Annotated in this window: 10 protein-coding genes; 3 read left to right on the plus strand and 7 right to left on the minus strand. The window is 72.2% G+C overall.

All coding sequences use genetic code 11. The features are described 5' to 3' along the window. The first annotated feature begins 60 nt into the window (after positions 1-60). The gene (locus BLV96_RS49695) at positions 61-1,653 is read left to right on the plus strand and encodes a hypothetical protein (RefSeq protein ID WP_167379537.1); all 1,593 of its coding nucleotides are present in this window, start codon (positions 61-63) and stop codon (positions 1,651-1,653) included. Here the strand turns inward: BLV96_RS49695 and BLV96_RS06600 are convergent. From BLV96_RS06600 to BLV96_RS06610, 3 genes are read right to left on the minus strand one after another with little or no spacing between them, the layout of a single operon-like run. Continuing rightward, a complete protein-coding gene (locus BLV96_RS06600) occupies positions 1,650-2,423 on the minus strand; it encodes an aldo/keto reductase (RefSeq protein WP_086673976.1) in 774 nt (257 codons plus the stop codon). The two genes, BLV96_RS49695 and BLV96_RS06600, sit on opposite strands and share 4 nt — an antisense overlap. A gap of 43 nt (positions 2,424-2,466) precedes the next feature. Further along, entirely contained in the window at positions 2,467-3,276 is an 810-nt protein-coding gene (locus tag BLV96_RS06605) for a helix-turn-helix domain-containing protein (RefSeq protein WP_208608143.1), read from the minus strand. 36 nt (positions 3,277-3,312) lie between these two features. Continuing rightward, on the minus strand, positions 3,313-3,627 hold the full coding sequence (locus BLV96_RS06610; RefSeq protein ID WP_143050919.1) for a hypothetical protein: 315 nt from the start codon (positions 3,625-3,627) through the stop codon (positions 3,313-3,315). A 140-nt stretch (positions 3,628-3,767) separates the two neighbouring features. On the opposite strand from BLV96_RS06610, the gene BLV96_RS06615 reads away from it, so the two are divergent. Then, positions 3,768-4,130: a nuclear transport factor 2 family protein gene (locus BLV96_RS06615; protein WP_086673982.1), complete on the plus strand. Its 363-nt coding sequence runs from the start codon at positions 3,768-3,770 to the stop codon at positions 4,128-4,130. Between the two features lie 52 nt (positions 4,131-4,182). Here the strand turns inward: BLV96_RS06615 and BLV96_RS06620 are convergent, their stop codons facing one another. After that, the gene (locus BLV96_RS06620; RefSeq protein ID WP_086673984.1) at positions 4,183-5,337 is read right to left on the minus strand and encodes an NAD-dependent epimerase/dehydratase family protein; all 1,155 of its coding nucleotides are present in this window, start codon (positions 5,335-5,337) and stop codon (positions 4,183-4,185) included. Between the two features lie 138 nt (positions 5,338-5,475). Here BLV96_RS06620 and BLV96_RS06625 point away from each other — a divergent pair, with 138 nt between their 5' ends. Further along, positions 5,476-5,973 (plus strand): GtrA family protein, encoded by a 498-nt coding sequence (locus BLV96_RS06625; RefSeq protein WP_086673986.1) that lies wholly within the window; start codon positions 5,476-5,478, stop codon positions 5,971-5,973. Here the strand turns inward: BLV96_RS06625 and BLV96_RS06630 are convergent. From BLV96_RS06630 to gcvP, 3 genes are all read right to left on the minus strand, one after another. Beyond that, complete coding sequence (locus tag BLV96_RS06630; RefSeq protein ID WP_086673988.1) at positions 5,903-8,077, minus strand: glycosyltransferase family 2 protein; 2,175 nt, start codon at positions 8,075-8,077, stop codon at positions 5,903-5,905. The two genes, BLV96_RS06625 and BLV96_RS06630, sit on opposite strands and share 71 nt — an antisense overlap. After that, a complete protein-coding gene (locus BLV96_RS06635) occupies positions 8,074-9,021 on the minus strand; it encodes an NAD-dependent epimerase/dehydratase family protein (protein WP_167379538.1) in 948 nt (315 codons plus the stop codon). The genes BLV96_RS06630 and BLV96_RS06635 overlap by 4 nt, the downstream gene beginning before the upstream one ends. 154 nt (positions 9,022-9,175) lie before the next feature. Next, a complete protein-coding gene (gene gcvP, locus BLV96_RS06640) occupies positions 9,176-12,052 on the minus strand; it encodes an aminomethyl-transferring glycine dehydrogenase (RefSeq protein WP_091388832.1) in 2,877 nt (958 codons plus the stop codon). Positions 12,053-12,141: the final 89 nt, after the last annotated feature.

Here is a 12,141-nt window from a genome sequence, read left to right on the forward strand (position 1 = left end):
ATAACGGTTTCATTGCATCGCAGCGCGTGCTTGACATGCGCTCACCCCGAAAGGACGACGATGGGGCGACACACCCGGGACGACGAGCCCGTGCCGCACCCTCAGGACCGTGCCGCGGGCAGGTCGCACCCCGGCGAAGCCCGCCGCGGTGACGCCACCGGCGCCCACCCGGTCGCGAACCAGGGCCCGGCACCGGCGAAGACCCCGAAGCGCAGCTCCATCTCGGCCGCTTTCGGAATCGCCGGTCGCAACACCCCGCGCGGTGAGTCGTCCGGTTACTTCGTCTCCGGCGGCGGGGAGGCTTCCGGCTCGTACCCGGTTGCGGGGCGCGGGGACGCCACCGCTTCGCAGCCCACCGCTCGTCGTGGTGAGGCTTCTGGGTCGTATCCGGTCGCCGGGCGTGGCGAAGCCACCGGCGCACAACCGACCGCTCGCCGTGGTGAGGCATCCGGCTCCTACCCGGTCGCCGGCCGTGGGGAAACCACCGGCGCACAGCCCGCCGCCCGTCGCGGCGAAGCAACCGGCGCGCAGCCCACCGCTCGTCGTGGTGAGGCCTCCGGCTCTTACCCGGTCGCCGGGCGCGGCGAAACCACCGGCGCACAGCCCACCGCCCGTCGCGGCGAAGTCTCCGGCTCCTACCCCGTCGCCGGGCGCGACGACGCCACCGGCGCACAGCCCACCACCCGCCGCGGCGAGGCCTCCGGCGCTTTTCCGGCCACCCGCCGTCGCGGTGAAAGTTCCGTCCGACGCGACGAGTCCGCCGCCGAGCGGACCGAGGTCATCACCCGGCACGGCGAAGCCTCCGGCAACTACCCGATCACCGCCCGCGCCGAGAACACCGGCTCCCACCGCACCCTCGAGCGCCCCGAAGCCACCGCCGGCGGGGAAAGCACCCCGCGCCGGCGCCGGCGCGACGACGCCGGTGAGACCGCCACCCGCCGCACGCCCCGGCGCGGCGAAACCACCGGCCCGCACCGCACCGACGCGAAGACCGACGGGAAGAGCGAGGCGACCGGTTCCCACCGGATCGCCCCGAAGAGCGAAGCCACCGGCTCGCACCGGATCGTCGGCAAGAAGGCCCCGCGGCGCCGGATCGCCGGCTGGCCGATCGCCTGCGCCGTGCTCGCCGCCCTCATCGGGCTCGGCGTGATCGGCTGGAACTGGGCCGACAGCGAGCTCAACAACCGCGCCGAAGCCCAGGCCGCCAGCTGCTCCGGCGGCACGTCGCAGATGCGGATCGTCGTCACGCCGAGCGTGCAGAAGCCGATGACCGCCGCCGCCGAGCGGTGGAACCAGGCCGCGACCGTCGTCCACGGCCAGTGCGTGCACGTGACGATCGACGCCAAGCCGTCTTCGCAGGTCCTCGACGCGCTGGTCGGCCGGGCCAACCTGGACGCCATCGGCGGCCTGCCGGCGGCGTGGCTGCCCGAGTCGTCGTACTGGGTCAGCGAGCTGACCCAGAAGAAGCCCGAGATGATCGGCTCCCCCGCCCAGTCGGTGGCGAGCGCCCGCTCCGCGGACTACCCGTTCATCGGCCTCACCGGGCAGGGCATCGACGACACCGTGCTGCGCGCGGCCCAGACGTTCCGCGAGTACCTCGAGCAGCCGGCCCAGCAGGCCGACTTCATCGCCGCCGGGATCAAGGGCACCTAGACGCGCGTGCCGTTGTCGAGCTCGGCCACCACGGCGAGGTCGTCGTCGGCCAGTTCGAAGTCGAAGATTCCGAAGTTCTCCCGGGTGCGGGTCGTGGTGGCCGAGGCCGCCACGGCGACCGTGCCGGCCTGCAGGTGCCACCGCAGCACGATCTGGGCCGGGGTCTTGCCGTACTTCGCCGCGAGCGCGGTGACGGTCTCGTCGGCCAGCAGCCCGGCGTTCGCGGCCGGGCTGGACGCCGCCGTCACGATGCCGCGCTCGGTGTGGAACTCGCGCAGCGGGACCTGCTGCAGCCACGGGTGCAGCTCGACCTGGTTCAGCACCGGGACCGCGCCGGTGGCGTCGATCAGCCGGCGCAGCTCCGCGACGCCGAAGCCGGCGACGCCGACCGCGCGGACGCGGCCGTCGGAACGCAGCCGGCTCAAGGCGCGCCAGGTGTCGGTGAAGGCGCCTTTCGTGCCGTCCAGCAGGCACAGGTCGGCCCGCTCGACGTCGAGGTCGGCGAGCGCCTGGTCAGCGGCGCGGCGCGCGGTGTCGTAGCCCTGCGCGGGCACGCGGAAGCTGACGAACAGCTCGTCCCGGGGGACGCCGGCGAGCGCGGCGCCCACGGCCGCCTCGGTGCCCGGCGCGGTGTCGAAGCCGCGGTAGCCGATGTCGAGGGCGATGCGGACGGCGCGGCCGGTTTCGGACGCGGTCAGCCCCGCGACACCGAACAGCAGCTGGGGGATGCGGACTCCGTCGGACAGGGCGAGCGAAGGCGGGACGGCCATCTACCGGTGATCCTCACGTCGGATGCTGCGCGGGTGTCCCCCATCATTCCACCGCGGCGGCCCGCTCGCGCAGGTACTCGGCCGTCGCCGCGTCGGCCGGGAAGAACGCCTCGATCACGAGTTCCGCGACCGTGACGTCCAGGGGTGTGCCGAACGTGGCCACCGTGCTGAAGAACGTGAGGTCGGTGCCCTCGTGGCGGAACTTCAGCGGGACGAAGATGTCACCCGGTCCAGGGACCTCCACCTCGGGCACGGGCTGGTCGCACGGGTAGCCGCGCAGCTCGGCGAGCAGGTCCGCGAGCCCGGGGTCGGCGGTCTGGTCCACCTGCCGGCGCAGCCGCCCGAGCAGGTGGGCACGCCACTCGCCAAGGTTCGTGATGTGCGGGGCCATGCCGTCGGGGTGCAGGGTCGCGCGCAGGACGTTGGTCGTCAGCTCGGCCGGGATGCCGCCGACGAAGAGACCGACGGCGGCGTTGGCGTCGACGAGGTCCCAGGTCCGGTCGACGACGGCGGCCGGGTAGGGCTCGTGGCCAGCGAGCAGCTGCCGCACGGCCCGGCGGACGGCGTCCATGTCCGGGTCCCCCAGCGCGTTTTCGCTGTAGGCGGGCGCGAACCCGGCGGCGAGCAGCAGCCGGTTGCGCTCGCGCAGCGGCACGTCGAGGCGCTCGCCGAGCCGCAGCACCATGTCGCGGCTCGGCTGCGAGCGGCCGGTTTCGACGAAGCTGAGGTGGCGGGTGGAGATGTCGGCGGAGATGGCGAGGTCGAGCTGGGAGATCCGGCGCCGGTCACGCCACTCACGGAGGAGCTGCCCGACGGGCCGCTGCCGCGCGGCCGCCTGCACTGTGGTCGTCACGCGAGCGACGCTACGGCGATCACGGGGTGGCTGCCATTACTTCGGGGGTAATGGCTCCAGCTTCGCGCCCGGGGGGCAAAAGCCGGTGAGGCGGTCCATGAGATCGAGGACGGCATCGTAAGCCGGGTCATCGCTGCCCTCCGGGGCGCCGGCGACGATCGTGTCCTGGGCCGCGTAGCAGGCTCGCATCATCCCAAGCGGCGTGACGCCGGCCTCGTACGCGTCCGTGGCCACCTCTTCCAGGGCTTCCGCCGGCGCCTTGCTCCGGGCCGCCGTGAGCACGGCGCGGACCAGGACCGGATCCGCCGGTCCTGGTTTCGCGTGCCACGCGTCGTTCGGATCTTCTTCCACGCGGCCAGTCTCGCGGACCTGTGCCGGGCAACGCCACCGCATTACCTCGCGCGTAATCGACGGGCCGCCGCCGGGCCGACAGAGTGGTCCTCAGCGCAGGGACGACCAAACCCGTTGTCCCCCAACCGAAGGAGCACCCCATGACCGACGTCCGCACCCTCGTCGAGCAGTACATCGCCGTCTGGAACGAGACCGACGGTGACAAGCGGCGGGCCCTCATCGCCGACGTCTTTACCGCCGCCGCCGGCTACACCGACCCGCTCGGCGCGGTCACCGGGCACGACGGGATCGACCAGTTCATCGCGGGGGCCCAGCAGCAGTTCGCGGGCCTCGGCTTCACCCTCCCCGCCGAGCCCGACGCGCACCACGGCCTCGCGCGGTTCCAGTGGTACCTCGGCACGCCCGGGGCGGCCGAGCCGGTCGCCATCGGGTTCGACGTCGTCGAGATCGAAGACGGCAAGATCGCCAAGGTGCACGGCTTCCTGGACAAGATGCCCGGCTGAAAACGCGGCGTGCGGGCTCCCGGGCAGGGGAGCCCGCACGCACCCGCACCCGCTAGCCCTTCAGCGCGCCCCGCCAGCGCACCGTCGGGCGCAGCTTCTCCGGGTTCACCCGGTGCTTGTTGGCGCCGACGATGTCGAACATCGACTCGATCAGCGTGTCCGACAGCAGGTGCGGCTCCAGCCCCAGCCCGACCAGCCCGGTGTGCTTCACGTTGTAGTAGTGCTCCGGCGCCTCGGTGCGCGGGTTCTCCAGCTGCTCGATCTGCACCGGCCCGGGGAACCGCTCGGCGACGAGGTCGGCGATCGCGGCCACCGACATGCTCTCGGTCATCTGGTTGAACACGCGGAACTCCCCCGCCTCGGCCGGGTTCTCCACGGCGAGCCGGATGCACTCGACGGTGTCGCGGATGTCGATCAGGCCGCGCGTCTGGGTGCCCTGGCCGTACACCGTCAGCGGCTGCCCCAGCACCGCCTGGATGACGAACCGGTTCAGCACCGTCCCGAACACCGCGTCGTAGTCGAAGCGGGTCGCCAGCCGCGGGTCGGCCGCGGTCTGCGGCGTCTGCTGGCCGTACACGATGCCCTGGTTGAGGTCCGTGGCGCGCAGCCCCCACGCGCGGCACGTGAACTCGATGTTGTGCGAATCGTGCACCTTGGTCAGGTGGTAGAACGAGCCGGGCCGCTTCGGGAACAGCACCCGGTCGGAACGCCCGTTGTGTTCGAGGTCCAGCCAGCCTTCTTCGATGTCGACGTTCGGCGTGCCGTATTCGCCCATCGTGCCCAGCTTGACCAGGTGGATCGCCGGATCGATCTCCGCGATCGCGTAAAGCAGGTTCAGGTTGCCGATCACGTTGTTGTGCTGGGTGTACACCGCGTGCTCGCGGTCGATCATCGAGTACGGCGCCGACCGCTGCTCGGCGTAGTGCACCACCGCGTCGGGCCCGAAGTCCCGCACCGCCCCGAACAGGAACTCCGCGTCCAGCAGGTCGCCTTCGTAGCTGGTGATCGTGCGCCCGGAGACCTCTTCCCACGCGGCGATCCGGCCGGCGAGGGATTCGATCGGGACGAGGCTTTCGACACCCAGTTCGGCGTCGTACCCACGGCGGGCGAAATTGTCGAGAACGGCTACCTCGTGGCCTTTGTCCGATAAGTGAAGCGCGGTCGGCCAGCCCAGATATCCGTCACCGCCGAGAACCAGCACTCGCATTGTGCCGCCTTTCCTGCTCGTTTACGCCCCCCGACGCTATCGATCAAGTGCTGATGAAGACCTGGCAATAGGCTGTGAATCTCCTATGCGTGAGGGGGTCGGACGGCGGCGCGACCGGCCCGCGGGGAGGATGGGGGCATGACGACCGTAACCAACGGCGTGCGGCCCCGCACAACGGAGAAGACCCGCCGCCGCGGCTGGGCCCGCCTCGCCCGCGCCGCCGCGACGTCCGTCGCCGCCACGGTCCTCAGCCAGGTCGTGCTGCTCGCGGTCCTCGCGACGGGCGGCGCCGCGGCCCTGGCGAGCACGCTGGCCTGGGCGGCCGGCGCGGTGCTGAACTTCGTGGTCACCCGGCGCTGGGTGTGGGGCCGGACCGGGCGCCCGCGCGTGCGCCGCGAACTGCTCCCCTACCTGGCCGTCATCGGGCTCGGCGGCCTCGCCTCGATCGGCCTGACGACGCTGGCGGGGTCGCTGCTGACGCCGCTGAACCTGCCGCACTTCTGGTGGGTCGTGCTCGTCGACGGTGCGTACGTGGCCAGTTACGCGCTGGTGTTCGTCGTCAAGTTCACGCTGCTCGACCGGCTCGTGTTCGGCCGCGGCGCAGCACGTACCCCCGCCACCACGTCCCCGTCATGACCCGGGCGTAGTTCGCGCCGTAGACGAGGCTGCCGCCCTTCTTGCTCTTGCCCGCCTTGCGCAGCCGCATGCTCATCGGCAGCTCGACGACGCGGGCACCGCGCGCGGTCACGCCCAGCATCAGCTCCGACGACTGGTACTGCGGCTCGTTGAGCGGGACCGAGCAGGCCAGGTCCGCCCGCATCGCGCGGAAGCCGAACGACGTGTCGGTGATCCGCCGGGCGGTCAACACCGACGCCAGCACGGCGAACACGCGCACGCCCAGCCACCGGACGCGGCTGTCGGCCTCCTCGTGCCCGAGCCGCCGGGACCCGGTGACGAAGTCCGCGGTGCCCTCGACGACCGGCCGGACCAGCGCTTCCAGCTCGCTGTTGTCGTACTGGCCGTCGGCGTCGGTCGTGACGACGTACTCGGCACCCGACTCGGCCGCGAGGTGGTAGCCCAGGCGCAGCGCGGCGCCCTGGCCGCGGTTGCGGGGCGCGACGCAGACGTACGCTCCGTGGTCCTCGGCGATGGACGCCGTGTCGTCGGTGCCGCCATCGACGACGACGAGCACGTCGACTCGCATGCCGAGGCACTCGTCCGGCATCTTCTCCAGGACTTCGCCGATGCCGCCGGCTTCGTTGTAGGCGGCGATGACGACGGTCAGCGGCGCCAGCTCCAGCTCCGGGTGGCGGCCGCGGAAGTCGTCGAGGGCACCGGTGTCGACGTCGTCCGGGAACGCGGCGAGCCGTTTCCGGCTGGCCGAGGTCAGGGTGGTGAAGCCGAGTGCGCCGGCCAGGGGCAGCAGCACGAGGGCCGGGATCTGGTAGCGCCACGAGAACTGGAACACCGCCGAGGCGAAGAGCAGGACCAGCGCGCTCGACGCCGCCAGCAGCGCCCCCGCCCGGGCCCGGTCCAGGGGCCTCTTGCGGCGGAACACCGTCAGCAGCCCGAGGATCGCGCCGATCCCCAGCACCGCGCCCGGGACGTACCCGCCGCCGAGCTGGTAGTCGCGGAGGATCTTCGCCAGGGGCTGGTCGACACTCGCGTCGACGCCGTCGTTCTGCTGCGTGACCAGGTCGATGAGCGACTGGTCGGCCCACTGCGGGTAAGTGAGCTGGAACTGCCACCGGTCCAGCGGGACGTCGGTCGGGTCCTGCTCGCGCGTCCAGGCGAAGCTCTTCGAGAAGTCCTTGAGGATGGCGTCCGCGACGTCGCCCGGCTGTTCCTTCAGGACGTCGATCGCGAACTCGTGCGCCAGCGCGGCCTTGTCCGCGCCCGGGGGCAGCGGGCCCGGCCAGTTCGGGTCGAGGTCGGCGTGGGTGTAGTTGTCCACCAGCCGCGTCTCGCGCGGTTCCGCCGGGCAGAAGACCTGCAGCTCGGGCGAAAGGTACAGGTTCGCGCAGTCGGCGACGGCGGCGGTGCGGCCGTAGAGCATGTTCCCGGACGGCCCGGTCAGCCCCCACTTGCCGGTCTCCGAGTGCACGCGCGCCGAGTAGGGCACGAGCACGACGAGCAGGCCGAGCACCCCGGCACCGGCCCGGCGCCAGCCCGCCCAGTGCCGCCACGCTCCCCCGGCGACGACGAGGAACACCAGCAGCGGCAACGCGAGCGAGATCCCGACGAGCCGCGTCAGCACGCCGAAGCCGAGCAGCAGGCCCGCGACGCCGGCGCGTTTCCAGCCCGGGGTGCCCCAGCCCAGCAGCAGCCACAGGAGCCCGAGCAGCACCGCCTCGAAGACGACCTCGGACATGATGTTCTGCTCGATCTGCAGCTGGTAGGCGTCGAGCAGCACCGGCACGGCGGCGAGCGCGCCGACCCACGGGCGGCCGCCGAGGCGCAGCACCAGCGCGTACACGCCGATCGCGACGAAGATCCCGCCGACGTGCTGGACGGCCGCGACCCACGCCAGCCCGCCGACCGCGAGCAACGGCCGCAGTACGAGGTCGTAGCCGATGGGGTCGAGCTGGTCGGCGCGCAGCGCGTGCAGGTTGTCGATGTAGCGGAACGAATCGATGTACAGCAGCGCGGGTTTGTACGCGAGCCAGGTCAGCACCCGGAGGGCGATCGCCGGGACGAGGAGCAGGAGCAGCAGCCAGTGCCGCTTCACGAAAGCGATCACGGTGTCGCGTTTGGACGCTCGAGGCCGGAGAAGTACTTCCACGCCGTCGCCAGGCCGTCGGTGAGCGAGACTTCCGGCCGGTAGCCGATGGTCTCGGCGCTGGCCGAGACGTCGACGACCACCGCGGGCATCTCCCCCGCCGGCGCGTCGACGTGCTCGACGGGCAGCTCCGCGCCGGTCACCTCGCGCACGGCTTCGACCATCTCCAGCACGGACACCGAGCGCCCGGCGCCGACGATCGCCCGGCCGGAGTGGCCGCTGTCGAGAGCCAGCAGGATCGCGCGGACGACGTCGTCGACGTGCACGAGGTCGCGGCGCTGGCGGCCGTCGCCGTAGATCTTGACGCCGGTGCCGGTCAGCGCGGCACGCATCATGCGCGGCACGAAACTGTCCTTGTGGGACATTCCCGGGCCGTAGACGTTGGTGAACCGCAACGCACACGTCGTCATGCCGTACGCGCCGGCGTAGCCCGAGAGCAGCATTTCGCACGCCGCCTTGGTGGCGCCGTACGGCGTCAGCGGGCGCAGCGGCAGGTCCGGGGTGATCGTCGCGGTGCCGACGTTGCCGATCACCGCGTTCGTCGAGGCGAGCAGGAACGCCGGCACCCCGCGGCGGCGGGCGAGCTCGAGGAGTTCCTGGGTCACCAGGACGTTGTCGGAGAAGGTGTCTTCGGGCAGCTCGACCGACTTCAGCACCGACGTCAGCGCAGCGAGGTGCACGATCCCGGCCGTCTCCGGCGTCACGGCCTCCTCGCGGACCGCGGCCTCGCGCAGGTCGCCGGTCACGACGCGGACGCCGTCGAGCCCTTCGGGGAACGGGACCCGGTCGACAACGGTGACCCCGGCGCCCCGGTCGCGGAGGGCGCGCACGACGGCCCGGCCGATGAAGCCGCTGCCGCCGGTCACGACCACGGACGTCCGATCCGGACCGTGCGCATTCGCCATGGCGTCAACCTACCTCCCGTTCCTGTGCGGCCGCCGTGCGCGTACGCAGAAGTGCGTATGGCCGCGCACCCGGCCCGGTCGGTGTCCCTTCCCGTCCGTGAATGGCACATCGAGGGCCTTCCCGTCCGGCAATGTGCCATTCACGGACAAGCGGTCAGGCGAAGGCTTCCGGGGGCGGGCAGGAGCACACCAGGTTCCGGTCGCCGGCCGCGCCGTCGATGCGGCGGACCGGGGGCCAGATCTTCGTCGCCGCCGGGCCGGCCGGGAACACCGCGGTCTCGCGGCTGTACGGCCGGTCCCACTCGCCCGCGATGCAGCGCGCCGTGTGCGGGGCCTGGCGCAGCGGCGACTCCGCCAGCGCCCACTCCCCCGCCGCGATCCGGTCGATCTCCGCGCGGATCGCGATCATCGCGTCGCAGAAGCGGTCCAGCTCGGCCAGGTCCTCGCTCTCGGTGGGCTCCACCATCAGCGTGCCCGCCACCGGGAACGACATCGTCGGCGCGTGCAACCCGTAGTCCGCCAGGCGCTTGGCCACGTCGTCGACCGTCACGCCGGTCGCCTTCGTCAGCGGCCGCAGGTCGAGGATGCACTCGTGGGCCACGAGCCCGCCGTGGCTCGCGTACAGCACCGGGAAGTGTTCGCCGAGCCGGCGAGCGACGTAGTTGGCGCATCCGACCGCCACGAGCGTCGCCCGGCGCAGGCCCTCCGCGCCCATCATCCGGACGTACGCCCACGAGATCGGCAAGATCGACGCGCTCCCCCACGGCGCCGCGCTCACCGGCCCGACCCCGGTCGCCGGACCGGCCGCCGGCTGCAGCGGGTGGTTCGGCAGGAACGGCGCCAGGTGCGCCCGGACGCCGATCGGCCCGACGCCGGGTCCGCCGCCGCCGTGCGGGATGCAGAACGTCTTGTGCAGGTTCAGGTGCGAGACGTCCGCGCCGAAGCGGCCGTACTGGGCCACGCCGATGAGCGCGTTGAGGTTGGCGCCGTCGACGTACACCTGGCCGCCGGCGTCGTGCACCAGCGCGCAGACCTCGCCGACGGTGTCCTCGTAGACCCCGTGCGTCGACGGGTAGGTGATCATGATCGCGGCCAGGTCGGCGCGGTGCTCGTCCACAGTGGACCGCAGGTGGCCGAGGTCGATGTTGCCGTCGTCGTCGCAGCGGACGACGACCACGCGCATGCCGGCCATGACGGCGCTCGCCGCGTTGGTGCCGTGCGCGCTGGCCGGGATCAGGCAGACGTCCCGCTCGCCCGCACCGCGCGAACGGTGGTAGGCGCGGATGGCCAGCAGCCCGGCGAACTCGCCCTGGCTGCCCGCGTTGGGTTGCAGGGAAACCGTGTCGTAGCCGGTGATCCGGGCGAGCCACGCGCTCAGGTCGGCGACCACCTCCAGGAGCCCGGCAGCGTCCTCGGCGGGCGCGAACGGGTGCAGCCCGGCGAACTCCGGCCAGGTGATCGGTTCCATCTCGGCGGTGGCGTTGAGCTTCATGGTGCACGAGCCGAGCGGGATCATGCTGCGGTCGAGGGCGACGTCGGAGTCGGCCAGCCGCCGCAGGTAGCGCAGCAGCGCGGTCTCCGAGCGGTGCGCGTGGAACACCGGGTGCGTCAGGAAGTCGCTGGTGCGCCGCAGCGGCGCCGGGAGCGCGTCCGCGGTGTCTGCGTCGAGGCCGTCCACATCGGACACCGAAACGCCGAACGCCTTCCACACGAGGGAAAGCCGCTCGCGGGTCGTCGTCTCGTCGCAGGCGACGCCGACGCGGTCGTCGTCGACGCGCCGGAGGTTGACGCCGAGGTCGCGGGCCGCCGCGACGACCGCGTCGGCCCGGCCCGGGACCGCGGCGGTGATCGTGTCGAAGAACTCGCCGTGCACGACGTCGACGCCGCCTTCGCAGAGGCCGGCGGCGAGCACGGTGGCCATCCGGTGGGCGCGCAACGCGATGCCGCGCAGCCCCTCGGGGCCGTGGTACACGGCGTACATCGACGCCATGACGGCCAGCAGCACCTGGGCGGTGCAGATGTTCGACGTCGCCTTCTCTCGGCGGATGTGCTGTTCCCGCGTCTGCAGGGCGAGCCGGTACGCGGGCGCGCCGTCGGCGTCGGTCGAAACGCCGACCAGCCGGCCTGGCAGCTGCCGTTCGAGGCCCTTCCGGACGGCGAGGTAGGCGGCGTGCGGGCCGCCGAAGCCGAGCGGGACGCCGAACCGCTGCGTCGACCCGACGGCGACGTCGGCGCCGAGCTCGCCGGGCGGCCGCAGCAGGGTCAGGGCGAGCGGGTCGGCGGCGACGATCACCGCGGCGCCGTGCTTCTTGGCGTCGGCGATGGTCAGATCCAGCTCGCGCACGGCGCCGGAGGCACCCGGGTAGGCCAGCAGGATGCCGAAGAAGTCGCCACCGAGCCCGAGCCCGGTCAGCCCCTGGGACAGGTCTTCGACGACCAGGTCGATGCCGAGCGGCTCGGCGCGGGTGCGGAGCACGGCGAGGGTCTGCGGGAGGGTGTCCTCGTCGACGACGAACCGGTTCGACGACGACTTGCCCGCGCGGCGCACCAGCGTCATGGCTTCGGCGGCCGCGGTGGCTTCGTCGAGCATCGAGGCGTTGGCGACGGGCAGGCCGGTCAGGTCGGCGACCACGGTCTGGAAGTTGAGCAGCGCTTCGAGCCGGCCTTGGGAGATTTCCGGCTGGTAGGGCGTGTAGGCGGTGTACCAGGCCGGGTTCTCGAGCACGTTGCGCCGGATGACGGGCGGGGTGACGGTGTCGTGGTAGCCGAGCCCGATCATCTGCGCCATGGGCCGGTTCCGGCCGGCGAGCGCGCGGAGTTCGGCGAGTGCCTGGGCTTCGGTGGCGGCGGGAGGCAGTTCGAGCGGCTGCGCGGACAGACGGAGCGACTCGGGAACGGCACGTTCGGAGAGCTCGTCGAGAGAAGCGACGCCGACGACGTCGAGGATCCGCCGGAGTTCTTCGGGGCCGGGGCCGATGTGCCGAGCCGCGAAGGGAAGTCCCTGTTCCAGGGAGGCGAGTGACGGTTCCACAACAGCCTCCTGGGGACGTGAAGCCGGACCGAGACAACGATGTCTCGGCCTCCCCACTCTGTCCGTACCCATTTCTGGGCGCCTGAGAG

This window comes from Amycolatopsis pretoriensis (assembly GCF_900107925.1).
Taxonomy (GTDB): Bacteria; Actinomycetota; Actinomycetes; order Mycobacteriales; family Pseudonocardiaceae; genus Amycolatopsis; species Amycolatopsis pretoriensis.

Excerpts from the sequence above, each read along its gene's own strand:
- BLV96_RS06615 (WP_086673982.1), top strand. The coding sequence starts at position 3,768 with ATGACCGACGTCCGCACCCTCGTCGAGCAGTACATCGCCGTCTGGAAC.
- BLV96_RS06625 (WP_086673986.1), top strand. The coding sequence starts at position 5,476 with ATGACGACCGTAACCAACGGCGTGCGGCCCCGCACAACGGAGAAGACC.
- BLV96_RS06620 (WP_086673984.1), bottom strand. The coding sequence starts at position 5,337 with ATGCGAGTGCTGGTTCTCGGCGGTGACGGATATCTGGGCTGGCCGACC.
- BLV96_RS06635 (WP_167379538.1), bottom strand. The coding sequence starts at position 9,021 with ATGGCGAATGCGCACGGTCCGGATCGGACGTCCGTGGTCGTGACCGGC.
- BLV96_RS06600 (WP_086673976.1), bottom strand. The coding sequence starts at position 2,423 with ATGGCCGTCCCGCCTTCGCTCGCCCTGTCCGACGGAGTCCGCATCCCC.
- BLV96_RS49695 (WP_167379537.1), top strand. The coding sequence starts at position 61 with ATGGGGCGACACACCCGGGACGACGAGCCCGTGCCGCACCCTCAGGAC.